Source organism: Rhodococcoides fascians A25f (genome assembly GCF_000760935.2).
Taxonomy (GTDB): Bacteria; Actinomycetota; Actinomycetes; order Mycobacteriales; family Mycobacteriaceae; genus Rhodococcoides.
Window position 1 is genome coordinate 3198200 of the sequence record NZ_CP049744.1, and the last position, 18960, is coordinate 3217159.

At 64.4% G+C, this 18960-nt stretch carries 20 protein-coding genes; 5 read left to right on the forward strand and 15 right to left on the reverse strand.

Annotation, left to right across the window (positions count from 1 at the left end; translation table 11 throughout):
• Positions 1-10 precede the first annotated feature (10 nt).
• From recA to BH93_RS15030, 4 genes are all read right to left on the reverse strand, one after another.
• Complete coding sequence (gene recA, locus BH93_RS15015) at positions 11-1048, reverse strand: recombinase RecA (RefSeq protein WP_032377151.1); 1038 nt, start codon at positions 1046-1048, stop codon at positions 11-13.
• A gap of 197 nt (positions 1049-1245) precedes the next feature.
• Positions 1246-1437: a DUF3046 domain-containing protein gene (locus BH93_RS15020; protein ID WP_032377150.1), complete on the reverse strand. Its 192-nt coding sequence runs from the start codon at positions 1435-1437 to the stop codon at positions 1246-1248.
• 10 nt (positions 1438-1447) lie between these two features.
• Positions 1448-2620: a glycosyltransferase gene (locus BH93_RS15025; protein ID WP_037173940.1), complete on the reverse strand. Its 1173-nt coding sequence runs from the start codon at positions 2618-2620 to the stop codon at positions 1448-1450.
• A gap of 72 nt (positions 2621-2692) precedes the next feature.
• Entirely contained in the window at positions 2693-3313 is a 621-nt protein-coding gene (locus tag BH93_RS15030; protein WP_052065154.1) for a TetR/AcrR family transcriptional regulator, read from the reverse strand.
• 238 nt (positions 3314-3551) lie between these two features.
• Here BH93_RS15030 and BH93_RS15035 point away from each other — a divergent pair, with 238 nt between their 5' ends.
• Positions 3552-4448 (forward strand): diacylglycerol kinase, encoded by an 897-nt coding sequence (locus tag BH93_RS15035; RefSeq protein WP_032377148.1) that lies wholly within the window; start codon positions 3552-3554, stop codon positions 4446-4448.
• Positions 4449-4460: 12 nt separating this feature from the next.
• Here BH93_RS15035 and BH93_RS15040 read toward each other — a convergent pair whose 3' ends face one another.
• The 5 genes from BH93_RS15040 to pgsA all read right to left on the reverse strand — a co-directional run bounded on the left by BH93_RS15040 (position 4461) and on the right by pgsA (position 7850).
• Positions 4461-4634 carry a hypothetical protein gene (locus BH93_RS15040; RefSeq protein ID WP_032378230.1) on the reverse strand — a complete coding sequence of 58 codons (174 nt, stop codon included), beginning with the start codon at positions 4632-4634 and terminating at the stop codon, positions 4461-4463.
• Positions 4635-4733: 99 nt separating this feature from the next.
• Positions 4734-5603, reverse strand: a complete 870-nt coding sequence (pspM, locus tag BH93_RS15045) for a phage shock envelope stress response protein PspM (protein ID WP_242458985.1) — start codon at positions 5601-5603, stop codon at positions 4734-4736.
• Positions 5604-5645: 42 nt separating this feature from the next.
• Positions 5646-6458, reverse strand: a complete 813-nt coding sequence (locus tag BH93_RS15050; protein WP_032377147.1) for a PspA/IM30 family protein — start codon at positions 6456-6458, stop codon at positions 5646-5648.
• Positions 6459-6602: 144 nt separating this feature from the next.
• Positions 6603-6944 (reverse strand): helix-turn-helix domain-containing protein, encoded by a 342-nt coding sequence (locus BH93_RS15055; protein WP_032403266.1) that lies wholly within the window; start codon positions 6942-6944, stop codon positions 6603-6605.
• A gap of 198 nt (positions 6945-7142) precedes the next feature.
• Positions 7143-7850 carry a CDP-diacylglycerol--glycerol-3-phosphate 3-phosphatidyltransferase gene (gene pgsA, locus BH93_RS15060; protein ID WP_080734410.1) on the reverse strand — a complete coding sequence of 236 codons (708 nt, stop codon included), beginning with the start codon at positions 7848-7850 and terminating at the stop codon, positions 7143-7145.
• 140 nt (positions 7851-7990) lie between these two features.
• Here pgsA and BH93_RS15065 point away from each other — a divergent pair, with 140 nt between their 5' ends.
• Together BH93_RS15065 and BH93_RS15070 are read left to right on the forward strand one after the other, a co-directional pair.
• Positions 7991-8578: an amino-acid N-acetyltransferase gene (locus BH93_RS15065; RefSeq protein ID WP_230592483.1), complete on the forward strand. Its 588-nt coding sequence runs from the start codon at positions 7991-7993 to the stop codon at positions 8576-8578.
• 41 nt (positions 8579-8619) lie between these two features.
• Positions 8620-8904 (forward strand): YciI family protein, encoded by a 285-nt coding sequence (locus tag BH93_RS15070; protein ID WP_037173942.1) that lies wholly within the window; start codon positions 8620-8622, stop codon positions 8902-8904.
• Between the two features lie 83 nt (positions 8905-8987).
• Here BH93_RS15070 and BH93_RS15075 read toward each other — a convergent pair whose 3' ends face one another.
• Both BH93_RS15075 and BH93_RS15080 read right to left on the reverse strand, forming a co-directional pair.
• The gene (locus BH93_RS15075; RefSeq protein WP_197914405.1) at positions 8988-11672 is read right to left on the reverse strand and encodes a DNA translocase FtsK; all 2685 of its coding nucleotides are present in this window, start codon (positions 11670-11672) and stop codon (positions 8988-8990) included.
• Between the two features lie 70 nt (positions 11673-11742).
• Positions 11743-12366 (reverse strand): TIGR03085 family metal-binding protein, encoded by a 624-nt coding sequence (locus BH93_RS15080; protein WP_094618792.1) that lies wholly within the window; start codon positions 12364-12366, stop codon positions 11743-11745.
• Between the two features lie 79 nt (positions 12367-12445).
• Between BH93_RS15080 and BH93_RS15085 the strand changes: the two genes are divergently transcribed.
• On the forward strand, positions 12446-13225 hold the full coding sequence (locus tag BH93_RS15085) for a sulfite exporter TauE/SafE family protein (protein WP_037173944.1): 780 nt from the start codon (positions 12446-12448) through the stop codon (positions 13223-13225).
• A gap of 22 nt (positions 13226-13247) precedes the next feature.
• Here the strand turns inward: BH93_RS15085 and BH93_RS15090 are convergent, their stop codons facing one another.
• From BH93_RS15090 to thyX, 3 genes are all read right to left on the reverse strand, one after another.
• Positions 13248-14999 (reverse strand): ribonuclease J, encoded by a 1752-nt coding sequence (locus BH93_RS15090; RefSeq protein ID WP_032377141.1) that lies wholly within the window; start codon positions 14997-14999, stop codon positions 13248-13250.
• 107 nt (positions 15000-15106) lie between these two features.
• Positions 15107-16015, reverse strand: a complete 909-nt coding sequence (gene dapA, locus BH93_RS15095; RefSeq protein WP_032377140.1) for a 4-hydroxy-tetrahydrodipicolinate synthase — start codon at positions 16013-16015, stop codon at positions 15107-15109.
• 101 nt (positions 16016-16116) lie between these two features.
• Complete coding sequence (gene thyX / locus BH93_RS15100) at positions 16117-16869, reverse strand: FAD-dependent thymidylate synthase (protein WP_032377139.1); 753 nt, start codon at positions 16867-16869, stop codon at positions 16117-16119.
• A 140-nt stretch (positions 16870-17009) separates the two neighbouring features.
• Between thyX and BH93_RS15105 the strand changes: the two genes are divergently transcribed.
• Positions 17010-17483: a hypothetical protein gene (locus BH93_RS15105; protein WP_032403261.1), complete on the forward strand. Its 474-nt coding sequence runs from the start codon at positions 17010-17012 to the stop codon at positions 17481-17483.
• A gap of 6 nt (positions 17484-17489) precedes the next feature.
• Here BH93_RS15105 and zwf read toward each other — a convergent pair whose 3' ends face one another.
• Complete coding sequence (gene zwf, locus BH93_RS15110; protein WP_032403260.1) at positions 17490-18944, reverse strand: glucose-6-phosphate dehydrogenase; 1455 nt, start codon at positions 18942-18944, stop codon at positions 17490-17492.
• Positions 18945-18960 lie beyond the last annotated feature (16 nt).

An 18960-nucleotide genomic window follows, 5' to 3' on the forward strand; every position in this document is an offset into this window, starting at 1 on the left:
CGACAACAGGTTAGAAGTCGACCGGAGCGACTGCAGGCTCCTCGGCGGTGACGTCCGCGCCGATCTGCAGCTTCTCCATGATCTTCTTCTCGATCTCGTCCCGCACATCGGGGTTCTCGAGCATGAACTTGCGGGCGTTCTCCTTGCCCTGGCCGAGCTGATCGCCCTCGTAGGTGAACCACGAACCCGACTTACGGATGAAGCCGTGCTCGACGCCCATGTCGATCAACGAGCCCTCGCGGCTGATGCCCTTGCCGTAGATGATGTCGAACTCGGCCTGCTTGAACGGCGGCGCGACCTTGTTCTTGACGACCTTGACCCGAGTGCGGTTACCGATGGCGTCGGTTCCGTCCTTCAGGGTCTCGATGCGGCGGATGTCGAGGCGAACCGAGGCGTAGAACTTCAATGCCTTACCACCGGTGGTGGTTTCGGGAGAGCCGAACATGACGCCGATCTTCTCGCGCAACTGGTTGATGAAGATGACGGTGGTGCCGGAGTTGCTCATCGCGCCGGTGATCTTGCGCAGCGCCTGGCTCATCAGGCGAGCCTGCAGACCCACGTGACTGTCGCCCATCTCGCCTTCGATCTCGGCGCGCGGCACGAGTGCGGCCACCGAGTCGATCACGAGGATATCGAGTGCGCCCGAACGGATCAGCATGTCGGCGATTTCGAGGGCTTGCTCGCCGGTATCGGGCTGCGAGACCAGCAGAGCATCGGTGTCGACACCGAGCTTCTTCGCGTAGTCCGGATCCAGTGCGTGCTCCGCGTCGATGAAGGCAGCGATGCCGCCGGCCCGCTGAGCACTGGCCACCGCGTGCAAGGCAACGGTGGTCTTACCCGAGGACTCCGGGCCGTAGACCTCGATGACACGTCCACGCGGCAACCCTCCGATGCCGAGTGCCACATCGAGCGCGATCGATCCTGTGGGGATGACGGCAATCGGCTGGCGGACCTCGTCACCGAGGCGCATCACCGAACCCTTGCCGAAGTTCTTGTCGATCTGCGCGAGTGCGAGATCGAGTGCTTTGTCGCGATCGTATGCAGCCATCGTGAGCTCCCTGTGTCGTGTCGTTCAGCTGTGTCGTGTCGATCAGCTTTGTCGTCGGTAACGCTAGAACGGGGTACCGACAAGAAGTTTCTCTGGACCGCTCAGCAACCGTTGACACCAGCATAGGGGAACACGTGTTCGAGTCAACTACCACGACGTTCGACACGCCGAGCAAACTCGATCCGATCCGCGGAGCGCTACCAGCGTTCTCTGGGAACGTCGAACTCGTAGCAGATCGAGCGCCACACTTCCCTCGGGTCGACGCCCTCCTCGATGGCCTGAGCCCCGGTTCGTCCGATCCCGGACAGCACATGATCGGTCAACAGGGAATTGCCTCGAACGGAGCCGAACTCCTCGGTGAGCAGTTCACGAAATTCGGTCAGACGCACATCGTCAACCCTAACGTCCCGTCCCTCGCGCGTTCCGGGCGAGGACCTCGTGGCATACCGTCACCGGATCTTCGACGGACTTCGCGCCTGCCGCCGCCACGGCGGCGGCCCGGGCAAATCGCGGATCGGCGAGAACGTCGGCCACCGCGCCGGCGATCGACGTTGCCGTAGGGGGTCGCACGATCACGGCACTCCCCTGCCGCGCGGCCCGATTCGCCAGTTCCCACTGATCACCGCCACCGGGCACGGTCACCACCGGAACTCCGTGAATGAGAGCTTTGGCCAACATGCCATGACCACCACCGCACACCACCACATCGGCGTGACGCAGAAGCTCGTCCTGCCGACCGAGGCCCGCATTCGCCCAGTTCGGCAGTACATCGGGGACCCCGTCGAGAACCGACGCCACGACCCGAACCCCGGTGCCGTCCAACCCTTTCAACGCCATCTCGAGCATTCCCTCGGCACCGGTGAACGCCGTCGACGGGGCGACCATCACCAAAGGGGATTCGCCGTCCGGCAGCTCGAGCAGATCGTCGGTCGGCTCCCACAGCAACGGACCGATCACGTGCGCGTCCCCGGGCCAGTCGGGACGCTCCACCTCCAACGCGGGAATGGTGGCAATCAGACGAGCACTCGGGCCCGGATCCCGGGCGGGTAGCCCGATGCTCGCCCTGGCGAGGGAGCGTTGAGTCCGCCCCTGCGCGATCGAGCGTGCCGTCAGCGCGCGCATCACGGTATCGCGCAGCCTGCCACGAAGACCGGTGCCGGGAGCCAAGCCACTTCCGATGGGCGGCAACCCTTTCGAGGGTGAATACAGAGGATGGGGCGAGAGCTCGACCCAGGGTGTACCGAGCCGCTCGGCAGCCATGCCGCCTCCTGCGGTCAGGATGTCGGACACCACGAGATCGACGTTCTCCCGCTCGAGGTCGGGCAACAATTCGGTGGAGACGAACGCCGCGCGAGAGTGGATACGCTGTCCGGCGTCCAGATCGTCGTCCTCCGGTCGCGGTGTCAGTCCGCCCAACGGGAATGCCCGAAGCCCGAGCGCACGGGCGTCGGGCACCCAACGACTTCCGGTGAACAGGACCGGTTCGTCACCGGCCCGACGAAACAACAGAGACAGGGCAATGGCCGGAAACGCATGCCCCGGATCGGGCCCGGCCACCACTGCAACTCGCATCGGCCCAGCGTGCCACACCCGACTCCACGAGCTCGACGCGTGTCGAGATCACTACAGGTCAACGAAATCCCGTCACGCACTCCGGGGACGCAGATAGGCATCGACCGCATACGCCATCTGGTGCATCACCTCGGCACCGGGGATGCGCTCGGACACCATCTCGGCGGACTGGACAGCCGACTGCACCATCAACAGCAACATCGTTGCCAACGTCGTGGGATCCCCGGGGCGAATCGACGAATCACGTTGTCCCACAACCACCAACGACGTCAGAGTATCGATGATCAACGACTGACTGGTACCGAGCCGATGCAGGATGTACGTAGCGAGCACATCGGAATCGGAACGCAGAATCTTCACGAACAGCGGGTGGATTCGGATCCGATCGGCAGCCTCGCCCACAGCGGACACGATCTGCTCTCGACCGGACGCGGTCGCGTCGAAGCTCGGTATGAGTGCGCTGATCTCGCGGGTGAGCAGGCTGGACACCACTGCCCGGGTATCCGTCCACCTCCGGTAGACAGTAGGTCTGCTGACCTCGGCTCGTCGGGCGATCTCGGCCAGGGTGGTGCGCCGGACACCATGCTCGAGGATGCACGATCGGGCCGCATCGAGGACGGAGTCTTCGATCGACTTCTCGGGCGCATCCGTCTCGCACGGATGCGTGGACTGAGACGAGGCAGGACTCGACACCGGTCGCTCGGTCACGTGCCACCCTTCACACTATGGGCCGAAGATCAGTACCACGGGCCGCATCAACTAATTTCGTTACTGTACCTCACGGCTTCGGTCACATTCGGTCCTCGATTCAGCGAGAGCACGAATCGGCAATCTACGCCGAAGAGAGACGACGGGGAATAGCGCCGGTCACCGACACGGCAATCGTCAACCCTGGCAAGCTGATCGACGTGACCGACGAATCCGGACGACCATGACCCGATCGGTAACAGTGCTGACCAATCCGACGGCCGGTGGTGGGCGCGCAGCGCATACCGGTCGGCGTGCCGTGGCACGACTCCGCGAACGCGAAATTCACGTCACGGCCATCGAAGGCCGCACCCCGGGAGACGCGTTGGCATTGTTGAACAGAGCCGTCGACAGCGGAACGGATGCCGTGGTCGCGGTCGGCGGCGACGGGCTGGTCAATCTCGTGATCCAGGTACTCGCCGGCACCGACACCCCGTTGGGTCTGATACCTGCGGGCACCGGAAACGATCTGGCCCGCGTTCTGGGGATACCTCGGGGCGATGCAGTCCGGGCAGCTGACGTCGTCGCCGACGATCTCACGCGAACGATCGATTTGGGTCGAGTCGGTGACCGGTGGTTTGCAACTGTCTTGTCCAGTGGTTTCGATTCCCTGGTCACCGAGAGAGCCGGTCGACTTGGATGGTTCGGCGGTCCCCTGCGCTACAACGCAGCCATGATTCTGCAGTTGGCCACGCTCGAAAAACTTTCGTACGTCTTGGAATTGGACGATGCCGAACTTCGGGTCGACGCCACACTGGTCGCCGTCGGAAACGGCAGCTGTTACGGCGGCGGGATGGAGATATGCCCCGCGGCTCGAGTGGACGACGGACTGCTCGACATCACCGTCGTGCGGGGAGTGAGCCGAACTCGACTTCTCAGGATGTCGCCTACCCTCTACCGGGGAACGCACATCGATCTCCCCGAGGTCGACACCTACACGTCGGAACGGGTCACCCTCAGGTGCGAGGGAATCGTCGCATATGCGGACGGTGAACGCGTCGGCGACCTTCCGGTCACAGTGCAGACCGTACCGGGTGCTCTACGGGTGTTCGTAGCCCGGAATCGCTCGTCGGGAGGTTGAGGGACGGACGAGTCAGAACTTGAGCGAAGGGTGGTCGTCGTTCGACGAGATCGCTTTGTACAGCCACACCAGTCCCAACACGATCGCACCGGCCACAACCAGCCAGAAAACACCCTTGATGATGGTGCCGAGCAGCGCGAGTGCGATCCAGACCAGGACGATGAATCCGAGCACTTTCCAGAACATGTGGAACTCCAACCGTATCGACGCGCACCGTGTCGTGTCGCGTACGTCGATCTTGACATCGGTGCGCTCCGAGCACATCGGGGTGAACCCTGAATTGTGTCAGCGGTGCCGCGCCCGAATCCGATCGATCTCGGTGAGTGCCTCGGCCCATCCTTGCAATCGGTCGGTGGCCGACTCGAGCTCGCGGCGGTGGACGTCCACAACGGTCGTCGATGTGAATGCAGCCGGCCCGGTCATGCGTGCCGCGGCCGCGACCAGTTGTTCGTATTGATCGACTCCGGCCGCGAGGTCGGCTGCAGCCGAATCTATTCCGATGCGCAGATGTTCACGTGTGGCGAAGCTGGCTGCCCCTGCTCGTTCCAGAGCGGCGATGTCGACGGCGACACCCTCGAGGCCCTGGGCAGCGTCCGAGGCCACACCGATCGTCTCTTCCACCTCGTCGGTCCCGATCGTCTCGGATCTCGCCAGAATTCCCAACAGCTCGAACAGACTCTTCTCGGCTCCGGCCAGCCGCGCCATCGGTTCGTATGCGGCAGATCCGCGCTGAGGCAACGTGCGCCTGGCCGGTATCCCTACGGGTACGGGCTGGGATCGCAGCCGGCGGAGCCGGGTGACCGCGAACACAGCCGGAACGGCCATGAGCGCGGCACCTCCGCCGCCGACGAACAGCGACCACTCCGGTGCAGACAGCACAGCCAGTCCTGCAGTTCCCGCTGCCGTCGTGCTGGAGGCGGCTCCGAACCGGATTCCTCGTCGTCTGGCTCGACGAATCTTCTTCAGATGCTTGGCCCGAGGGTCTTTTCGACGTCCGGCAGCATCGAACACGGACGTACCGACAGTGCGCGCCGATTCCGCCAGAGACCGCACCACCGCGCCCGACTCCGCTACCGCCGCGGTGATGGAGCCCCGATCGAGCGAAACGGCCGGCCGCTTACGCGACCGGCCCGATTCGTGTTCTTTCCTACCCATGCCGAGAGTGGTGTCAGTCGACAGGCGTGTTCGTCCGGACGATCACGCCTGGGCCGGAGGCTCGGGCGTTGCGTTCGGGGACTTGGCGATCGACGGCTTGGCAGCAGCAGAATCGCCGGACGGCAGCGAGTCGCCCGCCATGGACGCGCGAATTTGCTCGAGCCGGCTGTGGCCCGCCATCTGCACCGAAGCCTGCTGGACCTCGAGCATGCGACCCGAGACGGTGTTCTGAGCCAACTCGGCCGAACCGAGAGCATCGGCGTAGCGTCGCTCGATCTTGTCGCGAACAGCGTCCAGGCTCGGAGTGTTACCTGGAGCGGACAGCGTGCTGTCCATCGAGCGCAGCGATTCGCTGACCTTCTCCTGCATCTTCGCCTGCTCGAGCTGGCTGAGCAGCTTAGTGCGTTCGGCGACCTTGGACTGCAGTGCCATTGCGTTCTGCTCGACGGCCTTCTTGGCCTGAGTAGCAGCCTGCAATGACTGATCGTGCAGAACCTTGAGGTCCTCGACGCTCTGCTCGGCGGTCACCAGCTGAGCGGCGAACGCCTCGGCAGCATTGGTGTACTGCGTGGCCTTCTCGATATCGCCCGCTGTGGCGGCCTGATCTGCCAGCGTGACTGCCTGCCGAGCGTTCGCGTTGAGCTTCTCGACCTCGTCCAGCTGCCGGCTGAGCTTCATCTCGAGCTGACGCTGATTACCGATGACGGACGCAGCTTGCTGGGACAGAGCCTGATGCTGCCGCTGCGCATCTTCGATCGCCTGCTGAATCTGAACCTTGGGGTCGGCCTTCTCGTCGATCTTGGAATTGAAGAGCGCCATCATGTATTTCCAGGCCTTGACGAAAGGATTAGCCATGGGGTGGTCCTGCCTCCATCTGTTGCGCCGCGGTGGCCGCGTACGGGTCGGCTGCTCTCGCAGTGACCGGAATGAACCTGTCCGTGCTGAAAAAGTCGGGTGTCTGGTCTGGGTCAGGAGTGGAAACGGAGTACTTTTCCGATCTTAGGCGGCAGCGAGAGCTCTGGCAGCAGGTGCGGGAATCACGACGCGGGTATCGCCGTCGATGCGAGTGGCGACGGCCGCCTCGTCGAGTCGAGCGGCTGCGACGGACGCGTCGGACAGTGTCACGCTGACATCGCTCATGACATCCGAGAGCGGGACGGCGAGGGCATCGCAGATCGCGGCGAGCAGTTCGCTCGACGCCTCCTTACGGCCACGTTCCACCTCGGAGAGATACCCCAGGCTCACGCGTGCAGTATTCGAGACTTCACGCAGGGTTCGGCTCTGTGCGACGCGAGTACGCCGCAGACTGTCGCCGAGTGCTTCACGCAATAGCAGCGCCATCTCGCTCCTCCTCGTTGGTGTCCGTGCCGACGGCCGAGCCGTCGAGACGACAACGTTCATATCTCGTTCGTCCGGAGCCGTCATGATGTTCAACGTCCCAGTCGGTCCGATTGGTTCCCGACCCTATATGCCCGTTCACTCCAACACGCGTCGAAGCACCTCCGACACGTTTGCCAAGACTGTAACCCGCCGACGCGTTCACGAGGCGGACACTCCTCGGCGCAGCCGAACGGCCTGCACCACGTAATCGATACCGGTGTAGACGGTCAGCAGAACCGCGAGAGCCATCAGCGCCATCGCGACCGGATCGACCGCACTCGGCAGCGGGCACAGGTACACCCCGATGGCGAATGTCTGCACCAGAGTTTTGACCTTTCCGCCACGACCGGCGGGGATCACGCCGTGCCGGATGACTGCGAAGCGCACCGCAGTGATGCCGATTTCCCGCACCCCGATGATCACGGTCACCCACCAGGACAGATCGCCCAACATCGACAGACCGACGAGCGCGGCACCGATCAGAGCCTTGTCTGCGATGGGGTCTGCCATCTTTCCGAAATCGGTGACCAGACCGTACTTGCGTGCCACCTGGCCGTCGATCCGGTCGGTGATGGCGGCAACAGCGAAGACCGCGGTGGCTGTCAGGCGCCAGGTGGTGTCGTGGCCGTCACCGACGAACAACGCCGCGAGGAACACCGGGACCAACGCGATTCGAAGAACCGTCAAGATGTTGGCGATGTTGAGCAACGGCACCTCGTCGGTCCCACCGGGGGCTGCGTTGCCATGTGGCAAATCCGTGCTGCGCGCACCACTCACGGCGCGGGAGACACCGCTGACCGGGGCACGACCGTTTGCCTCACCACTACTCGACGGGACGCCCTGATCAGGCGCAACGGGCTCGGTCATCGTCGAACTCGCGAGCCGACAGTGTCGAATCCGGCGGCAGGTCCACCCTCGCGCAGCGTCCACCCGCCGAGACGGGGACACAGCTCACTGAACGACACACGAAAAGTTTATCGGTTGCGGTACTGACTACTGTTCACCCCATGACTTCTGGGCCGAATCGGGCGAGTCGCGACACCGCAAATCCCGAATCCGACGCACATTCCGAGACCACGGACCGCCACTCCGCACACGTCGGCACCCTTACCGTGCGTCGTGCCAGGACCTCGGACATTCCCGAGATCAAGCGCCTGATCGACATCTACGCCGGCCGGATTCTGCTCGAGAAGAACCTCGTCACGCTCTACGAAGCCGTACAGGAATTCTGGGTCGCCGAACGTGACGGCGAGGTCATCGGGTGCGGGGCACTGCACGTGCTCTGGGCCGATCTCGGCGAGGTACGAACAGTGGCAGTCGATCCCGCTGCGAAAGGACACGGTGCCGGGCATCTCATCGTCGCCAAACTCGTCGAGGTCGCGCGTGATCTGGCGTTGCAGAAAGTGTTCGTGTTGACGTTCGAGGTGGACTTCTTCTCTCGGCACGGATTCGCCGAAATCGACGGAACCCCCGTCACCGCCGAGGTCTACGCGGAGATGTGCCGGTCGTACGACACCGGCGTGGCGGAATTCCTGGACCTGAGCTACGTCAAGCCGAACACTCTGGGCAACACTCGAATGCTGCTGTCCCTCTGACAGAATTCTCGGGACAACCCCCGAATCCGGAAGAGAGCGCAATGCCCCTCATCGCCGTCAGCTACACCTACTCCCCCACCACCACGGACGGCCGCGACACCCATCGCGCAGCCCACCGTGCTTGGCTGGCCGAACTGCTCGAGCAGAAGACGCTGGTCTCGAGTGGCCCCTACGCCGACGGCAGCGGGGCACTGTTGCTGGTCGAGGGGCCGGACTCCGCGACCGTCGAAACACTCTTCGCGCAGGATCCGTTTGCGATCGAGAACCTGATCGAGTCGGCAACGTTCGACGAATGGACTCCGGTCATGGGCACTTTCACGTCCTGATCGCCCTGCTCACTCGGCCCACGTGAATGGACCACTGCACGGCCCAGACGGCTGCAGTGGTTCATTCACGCGAACGGGGAGCGTCAGAATTCGTCCGACGCCGGCTGCTCGTCCGGATCGCCACCCTTGATCGACCACAGCAGACCGTCGAGCTCGTCCGGTTTGACGAGCACTTCGCGAGCCTTCGATCCCTCGCTCGGTCCCACCACTCCGCGGTTCTCCATCAGGTCCATCAAGCGCCCGGCCTTGGCGAAGCCGACGCGTAGTTTGCGCTGCAGCATCGACGTCGAACCGAACTGGCTGGTCACGACGAGTTCGACCGCCTGCAACAGTACGTCGAGGTCGTCGCCGATATCGGGGTCGACATCCTTCTTGTCCGAGACCTTCGCTGCGGTGACGGTGTCGTTGTACTCCGGCTCGGCCTGGTTCTTGGCGAAGTCGACGACCGCCGCGATTTCCTCGTCGGTGATGAACGCACCCTGCAGACGTGTCGGCTTGCCCGCACCCATCGGCAGGAACAGTGCGTCGCCCATACCGATCAGCTTCTCGGCACCCGGTTGGTCCAGGATGACTCGGGAGTCCGTCAACGACGATGTCGCGAAGGCAAGACGCGACGGGACGTTCGTCTTGATCAGACCGGTCACGACGTCGACCGAGGGTCGCTGGGTGGCGAGCACCAGGTGGATCCCGGCGGCGCGGGCCTTCTGCGTGATCCGCACGATCGCTTCCTCGACGTCGCGCGGGGCGGTCATCATCAGGTCGGCGAGCTCGTCGACGATCGCGAGGATGTACGGGTAGGGCCGGTAGACGCGTTCACTGCCCAGGGGTGCGGTGATCTCGCCCGAACGGACCTTCTTGTTGAAGTCGTCGATGTGGCGGACCTTGTTGATCTGCATGTCCTGGTAGCGCTGCTCCATCTCCTCGACGAGCCAGGCCAGCGCTGCGGCAGCTTTCTTGGGCTGCGTGATGATCGGGGTGATGAGGTGCGGAATGCCCTCGTACGGCGTCAGCTCCACCATCTTCGGGTCGATCAGGATCATCCGAACCTCTTCCGGCGTCGCCCGCGCGAGCAATGACACCAGCATCGAGTTCACGAAGCTCGACTTACCGGAACCGGTGGATCCGGCCACCAGCAAGTGAGGCATCTTCGCGAGGTTGGCACTGACGAAATCGCCTTCGATGTCCTTGCCGAGGCCGATCACCAGCGGATGGTGATCCTTACGCGTCGACGGCGCGGTCAGCACGTCGGCCAGTCGCACCATCTCACGGTCCGAGTTCGGTACCTCGATACCGACCGCGGATTTGCCGGGGATCGGTGCGAGCAGACGTACGTTGTCGGTCGCGACCGCGTACGCGATGTTGCGGGCGAGCGCGGTGATCTTCTCGACCTTCACACCCGGTCCGAGTTCGACTTCGTAGCGGGTAACCGTCGGGCCACGCGTGAATCCGGTGACCGCGGCGTCGATCTTGAACTGCTCGAGCACCTCCGAGATGGCCTCGATCATGGCGTCGTTGGCCTGGCTCCGCGTCTTGGGCGGGTCGCCGTCGATGAGCAGCGACAACGACGGCAGCGTGTAATCCCCATCGACGACGCGATCGACGACGATCTTGTCGTCCTCGGCTGCCTGCTTCGGTTCGGCCGCCTTGACGATCGGCTTGGGCTTCGGCCGCGCAGGAGCGGCAGGCGCGTCGGGTACCGGCACTGCGGCAGCTGCAGGCGTGATGACCTCGGTGGCGGCCTCCGGGGCCGGGGTCTTACGGGCGCGCGGCGGCTTCGCGACCGGGATGTACTCCTCGGTCGGATAGTTGTCGTACGGGTCTGCGCCGCCGTGGACCGGATAGCCGTCGGCATCGAAGTTGGAGTCGTAGTCGCCGTAGCCCTCGTCTCCGAATTCGGAACCGAAGTCGGCCGGGTCGTAGTCCTCGTATTCGTCACCCCGACTGTCGGTGCCGAACAGCGCACGCATGCGGTCCGGTACGTCGCGCACGGTGGTACCGGTGAGCAGCAGCACTCCGAACAGGCCGGCAAGCAGAAGCAGAGGCACGGCCAACCAGACGGTGAGGCCGTCGGCGATCGGACCGCCCGCCACGTACCCGACGAAGCCCGCACCCTCGGACCGGCCGGCGGCGTCGGTCGGCGAGCCGGCGGCCATGTGCCACAGGCCGAGGATCGGGAGGCCGAGAAGAATCGAGCCCAGAACCAGCCGAGGCCGCACCTCGGGACGAGGTTCGGACCGCATCAGAACGACCGCGATGCCGATACCGAGAACGGGTGCAACATAACCGGCCTCACCGATGACGGCGCGGATGCCCACCTCGATCCATTCACCGACGGGTCCCCCGGCACTGAACCACACGCTCGCGGCAACGACAACGCTGACGGCAATCAGCCCCAGAGCGATGCCGTCCCGGCGGTGTCCGTGCTCGATGTCGGCGGCCTTGCCGACCGTCCTGGTGGTGGCACCGACACCTCGTGCCGCCATCGACCATGTGGACGCGATTCCGCGGCCGATCGCGTCGAGCGCACCGCGTGACTTCTTCTTGGTGGGCGGACGCCGTGACGCTGCTCCTCTCGCAGGTCCCTTGCCGCGAGACGACGCACTCGCCCGAGTGGTCGCCGGGTTGCGCGGCGCGGTGGGCTTCTTCGGCGTCGTGACGGTGCGCGCCGTGCGACCGGTGCCGGACTTACGAGCGGTGCCGGACGCGCGCGAAGATCCGGATCCGCTGGATCCGGCCCTGGCGGTGGAGGTGCTGGTCTTTCCTGCCATGCACCCAGGCTAGTCGCAACAGCCCCGTCGAAACCATCCGCAACACCAGTAACAGCGGACAGGATGTGCGTCAGAAGCTCAGATCGAGCGCTTTCACTGCAGCGATGTCGCCCGCCGAACCCTCGAACTCGACCTCCAGCTGGTCTCGGCCGAACGCGTAGAGAAGTAGTTCGGACGGCTCCCCCACCACGGTCACACCGGCGCCGGAGCCACCCTTGAACGTGGCAGCACGGCCGTCCGGAGTGCGAGCATGCACCGGAATCGTCGCCGAGCGGTGCCCTGCTCGTCCGATGAACCGAACCTGCGGCCACAGTCGCTTCTCCACCGCGACCGGCAGTACCCGTCGCGTCCAACTCCCGGTGGCACGGCGTAGATCCTCGTGGTGGACGAACATCTCGCCGAGGTTGATCAGCGGATCCAGCAGAGCGAACGGCGACCACATCGGCGGCCCGGTGCGAACGTCCTCGACCACGGCCGCGAACGGTCGATTCGCGACGGAACGCTGAACCCGCTCGGTGTAGCCGGCGAGCGGCGGCAGGAGGATGCCCGGCGACGCGTCGAGCCTTCGTTCGCGGACGACGAGGTGGGCGGCCAGATCGGCCGCAGTCCATTCACCGCACAGCGTCGGCGCGTCGGGACCCACGTCGAGAAGGGTCTGAACAAGTTGGGAACGTTCGTCCTGGGCAAGGCTCACGCGCTCCAGGCTACGGCCAGACGGAACCAGCGGCATCCTGCCGCGGGATCCCATCCTTTGTCTGGGTAACCTCCCAACAGTGCCGGTATCGGAAATTCTCGTCATCCTGCTCGCCGGCCTCGGTGCCGGTGCCATCAACGCCGTCGTCGGTTCCGGAACGCTGATCACGTTTCCGACGCTGGTCGCGTTCGGGTATCCCCCGGTGGTCGCCACGATGTCCAACGCCATCGGATTGGTGGCGGGAAGCGTCTCGGGGACGTGGGGGTATCGCCGAGAACTGCGCGGACAGTGGCATCGACTGCGCTGGCAATTGCCCGCGTCTTTCCTCGGAGCGCTCGGTGGAGCATGGCTCCTGCTGCACCTACCGGAAAAAGTATTCGCCTCTGTGGTTCCGGTACTGCTCATCGGTGCGTTGATTCTCGTTGTCGCACAACCGAAAATCCAAGCCTGGGCCAAACGGCGATCGGAGGCGGCGGGCAAGGCGGCGAACCAGATCGGTCGCGGCCGAATGGCACTGGTCACCATCGGCACTCTGCTGGTCGGCGTCTACGGCGGCTATTTCACTGCAGCACAGGGAATTCTGCTCATCGGCGTTATGGGAGCCCTGCTCCCCGAGACGATGCAGCGGATGAATGCAGCCAAGAACTTGCTGTCGCTCGTGGTGAACATCGTTGCCGCAGTTGCTTTCACGATCTTTCGATTCGACGACATCAGTTGGCAGGCCGCCGGTCTGATCGCCGTCGGATCGCTGATCGGCGGTTCCGTCGGAGCCCGGTACGGCCGCCGGCTGTCGCCGGCGGCCCTACGCGGTGCCATCGTCGTCCTCGGCCTCATCGGCGTATGGCGACTGCTCGTCTGACCCCTAGGACTGCGTTCGCTCCCTAGGACTGCGTTTGCGGCTTGACCGCGATGATCGTCGGAACGATCATCGGCTTGCGCCGGTACTTGTCCGCTACCCACCGACCGACGACACGGCGCACGGCCTGCGCGATGCGGTGCGTATCGGACACGCCGTCGGACGCCAGACGCTGCAACTCCGACTCGACGAGTTGACCGGCTTCCTTGAGTGCGGCCGGATCGTCGGAGAAGCCGCGACCGGACACCTCGGGCGCGGTCACCGCACGGCCGGTGGCCGAATCGACGGCAACGCTGATCGCGATGAAGCCGCCCTCGCCCAGTACGAGACGATCCGACAGCGTCGAATCGCCGACGTCACCGACCGAGAGGCCGTCGACGTACACGTGACCGACCGGAACCTGCCCGACGATCTCGGCGAGCCCGTCGACCATGTCGACCACCACGCCGTCCTCGGCCAGCACCACACGGTCTTCGGGTACACCCGTCGCCTTGGCCAGCGCCGCATTGGCGCGCAGATGACGCCACTCGCCGTGCACCGGCATGGCATTGGTGGGCCGTACCGCGTTGTACAGGTACAGCAGCTCACCCGCCGAGGCGTGGCCCGAGACGTGAACCTTCGCGTTCTGCTGCGTCACGACGGTGGCACCACGCTTGGCGAGGCCGTTGACCACAGCGAACACCGAGTTCTCGTTGCCGGGGATGAGCGAGGACGCCAGCACCACGAGATCGTTGGCCTTGACGTTGATCTGACGGTGCTCGCCCCGAGCCATCCGGGACAGCGCCGACAGCGGCTCACCCTGCGAGCCGGTGGAGATGAGCACCAACCGATCGTCGGGAAGTGTTGCGGCAGTGTCGACATTGACCTCGAGGCCGTCGGGCACCCGCAGATAACCCAGATCCTGGGCGATCTGCATGTTGCGGACCATCGAGCGTCCGACGAACGCGACGCGACGGTTGTACCGCTCGGCGACGTCGATGACCTGCTGGATGCGGTGCACGTGACTGGCGAACGACGCGACGATGACGCGCTGCTTCGCCTTGCCGATGACGGTGTCGAGTACGCCGCCGATCTCACGTTCCGGGGTGACGAATCCGGGCACCTCGGCATTGGTGGAGTCGACCAGAAACAGGTCGACGCCCTCGTCGCCGAGCCGCGAGAAGCCGGCCAGGTCGGTCAGGCGCCCGTCGAGCGGCAGCTGATCGAGCTTGATGTCACCCGTGTGCAGCACCAGACCGGCATCGGTCCTGATGGCAATGGCAAGCGCATCGGGAATCGAGTGGTTCACCGCGAAGTACTCGCAGTCGAACGGGCCGTGCTGCGTGTGCTGACCCTCGATGACCTCGACGAGGTTCGGACGCAACCGATGCTCACGGCACTTGGCCGCGACGAGCGCGAGGGTGAACTTGGATCCGACGACGGGCAGGTCAGGGCGCAGACGAAGCAGGAACGGGACAGCTCCGATGTGGTCCTCGTGACCGTGCGTCAGAACTACTGCCTCGACGTCGGCCATGCGGTTCTCGATGTGCCGGAAATCGGGCAGGATCAGGTCGACACCCGGCTGCTGGTCCTCGGGAAAGAGCACGCCGCAGTCGATGATCAGCATCTTGCCCTGGTGCTCGAACACCGTCATGTTGCGACCGATTTCGCCGATGCCACCCAGCGCAACCACACGCAGGCCCTTGAACGGTGCCTTGGGCGGAGTTCCGAGGCGTTGCGTCGGATCGAACTCGCGGCGCGTGTCGGGACGCTGAGTGCGCGCCGAGTTCTGCACCATCGGCTTGCCCTGCCGGGCACCTGACGGCCGGCCCTGTGTGGGGGCCGGCCGCTCGGACGGCGGTCCGGCGTTTCGGGTTGCGCGTCCGCGCGATCGGTTAGGTCGTGTCATACAAGAACTCCTGCCGCCCGCAGCTCTGCTGCGAGCAATTCGATGTGATCGATGCTCGGTGGCACCTGGGGAAGTCGTGGTTCGCCGACATCGATTCCGATGAGGCGGAGGCCGGCCTTCGAGGCGCTGACGCCGCCGAGGCGTGCGACCGAGCGAATGACCGGAATGAGGCTGACGTTGATCGCCTGCGCCCGCGCGATGTCACCCATCATGAAGGCGGTGTGCAGTTCGCGGAGGCGAGCGGGAACGAGGTGGCCGATGACACTGACGAAGCCCGTCGCCCCGACCGAGAGCCAGGGAAGGTTCAGTGGATCGTCGCCGGAATAGAACTGCAGGCCTGTCGAGGCGATCAGTTCCGCGCCTGCGTTCAGATCTCCCTTGGCGTCCTTGACCGCGAGAATCCGGGGGTGCTCGGCGAGTCGGCGCAATGTCTCGGTCTCGATGGGCACGACGGAGCGGGGAGGGATGTCGTAGAGCATCACGGGCAGGTCGGTTGCGTTCGCGACCGCGGTGAAGTGGGCGTACAACCCGGCCTGAGGAGGCCGCGAGTAATACGGGGTGACGACGAGGAGACCGTGCGCACCCGCACGAGCGGCATCGCGGGCCAATTCGACACTGTGCGCTGTGTCGTTGCTCCCGGCTCCAGCGATGATGCGAGCTCGATGACCCACCGCGGCGATCACGGCGCGCAACAGCTCGAGCTTCTCGTTCTCGGTGGTGGTGGGCGATTCGCCCGTCGTGCCGGCCAGAACCAGTCCATCGTTGCCTTGCTCGACGAGGTGATGTGCCAGCCGAACGCCTGCGTCGATATCCAACTTACCGTCCGCCGTGAACGGGGTCACCATGGCGGTGAGCACCGTACCGAACACAGGCGCAACGGAAGGAGCGGCGTCACCGTAGGTCATGGCAGCAGATTACCCGGTGCTTTGCCCACTCTCGCGCAGCGGGACTCCCCGCTGACACCCAGGCGGGTGTACCCGGTTCCGACCCGATCCGAACCTTGCCGCTACACCTCGGTCACGAACGGGCTGCGGGCCACTTCCGTACCGTCCGGCAACGTCGAGATCTCGAAGTCACCGAACACGTCCGGAGCCACTGACACGAGCTTACGCAGACATTCGACGGCGACGCGGCGAATTTCGACGTCCGCATGCTCCGAGGCACGCATCGACACGAAATGACGCCATGCGCGGTAGTTTCCGCTCACCACCACGCGTGTCTCGGTCGCGTTCGGCAGTACCGATCTCGCTGCCTGCCGCGCCTGCTTGCCGCGCAGCGCGGCATTGGTGACCGACTCCAACTTGCCCTCCAGGGCACCGAGCAGCTCGGTGTACGCCGCGCGACTGGCTTCCGTCGCGGTCGCGAACAGTGCTTCGAGCTCGGGGTCCCCCTCGATCGCGGGCGGCAGAACGACATTGGCGTCGTGCTCGGGAACGAAACGCTGCGAGAGCTGCGAGTAGGAGAAGTGCCGGTGGCGAATGAGCTCGTGTGTGCACGACCGGGAGATACCGGTGATGTAGAAGCTCACGCTTGCGTGCTCGAGCACCGAGAGGTGCCCCACGTCGAGCAGATGGCGCAGGTACGACGCATTGGTGGCGGTCCGGGGATTGGGTTTGGACCAACTTTGGTAGCACGCACGTCCGGCGAACTCGACCAGAGCCTGTCCGCCGTCCGCGTCGGTGTCCCACGGGATGTCGGCCGGGGGGACGAATTCGGTCCGAGCAACGAGTTGCACTTTCAACGCGACCGTTCGGGGCACCGCTCTACGTTCGATTTCTGATGACACCGCACAACACTAAGTGCGGACCACCGCATTCGGCGACGCGTGACGTCATCACGGATCGAACGACGCCACTGTAGCGCCTTGACTGACGTCATCAATGACGTCACACTGGCGTCATGGAATTGGACAAGTACACCGAGTCGCTACGCACCGATCTTCTTGCGGCTGCCGCCCTGGGAGACGAACACACCCGGCAGACGGCGGAGGCACTCGGAAAGACCGCGGAGGCCTCGGCCAGATTGATGTTGCTCACCGCGCTGTCGGATTTCGCGGCCGAGGTGTCGAACGAGCTGGACGGTCACACCGTCACCGTCCGCCTCGACGGCCCCCGGGCGCACGCCGATGTACGACGCGACATCCCGATTGTGGACATGGGCGTAACCGACGCACCCGAAGCCGAGGACTACCCGACGATGGACGACGTCTCCGGCGAAGTACGACGAGTGACGCTTCGGCTGGTCGAACAGATCAAGGAACGCGCCGAGGATGCCGCCAACAACAGCGGTGTATCTCTCAATTCGTGGTTGTCGCAAGCGGTTCAGGGCGCTCTGCGTGATCAGATGCGCAAGGATCGCGGCTGGAACAACTGAGGGGCGCTACTTCTTCTCGCGCCACTCCCGCTCGAACGGGAGCCGCCAGGCGTGCGGCGCGATGAGTTGATGAATTGCGTTGGGGCCCCACGATCCCGGCGAGTACAGGCGCACCGGAGGTGGATCCGCCAGCAACGGCTCCGATACCTGCCACAGTCGTTCGATGCCCTCGGCAGTGGTGAAGAGTGTGTGGTCTCCGTACATGGCGTCGAGGATCAACCGCTCGTAGGCCTCGAGTACGTCGCCGGCGCGTTCGGTTTCGTGAATGGCGAACTGCATGCTGAGTTTGTCCAGGCGCATCCCTGGCCCGGGCCGCTTGCCGTAGAACGACAGCGAAACCTTGGATGCGTCCGCCAGGTCGAAGGTCAGATGATCCGGGCCTTGAGCGCCGACCCCGGACCCGGCAGGGAACATGCTCTTCGGTGGCTCGCGGAACGCTATCGAGATGATGCGTTGGCCTTCGGCGAGACGTTTCCCGCTACGGAGGTAGAACGGCACACCGGCCCAGCGCCAGTTGTCGATTTCGCATTTGAGTGCCACGAACGTGTCCGTGTCGGAATCGGGCGCTACGCCTTCCTCCGATCGATATCCCGTATACTGCCCTCTCACAACGTTTTTCGGGTCCAGCGGCACCATCGATCGGAAGACCTTGTTCTTCTCTTCACTGATCGCGCGGGGCTCGAGTGCCGTCGGCGGTTCCATCGCCATGAAGGCCAGGACCTGGAACAGATGGGTGACCACCATGTCCTTGTACGCGCCGGTGGACTCGTAGAACCCTGCTCGACCGTCGAGGGCGAGCTTCTCCGGTATGTCGATCTGCACGTGATCGATGAAGTTGCGGTTCCAGATCGGCTCGAACAACCCGTTGGCGAAACGAAACGCCAGGATGTTCTGCGCCGGTTCCTTCCCGAGAAAGTGGTCGATCCGAAAGATCTGGTCCTCGTCGAACGTTTCGTGCACCCGTGCATTCAAGGCGATCGCGCTCTCGAGGTCGGTGCCGAACGGCTTCTCCATGATGATCCGGGAACGCTTCACCAGATCTGCCGATGCGAGCGTATCGACCACTGCGAGTGCAGCTCTCGGTGGAACGGACAGGTAGTGCAGCCGTTTGGCGCTTCCTCCCAGTTCGATCTCGGCCTCGGCCACAGCCTCTCCCAGCGCCGCCGGTCCTGCCTTCTGCGACACGTAGGTCAGTCGCGAGGCAAAACGACTCCATTGCTCGTCGCCCACTTTGCGACTCGAGTGGGTGTTGATCGATTCGCGAGCGAGAGCGCGGAATTCGTCGGTCGACATCTCTTCGAGCGATGTGCCGACGACGCGGATGTTCGGTGCGAGCTCTGACAATGCCAGGTGCATCATTCCGGACAGGAGTTTTCGCTTGGCCAGGTCTCCTGTCGCCCCGAACAGCACGACGACCTGGGGTGGAAGTTCGGTGGCGGTATCTGTCCGGCGCGAAGTCACAGTGGAAATAGTGGCA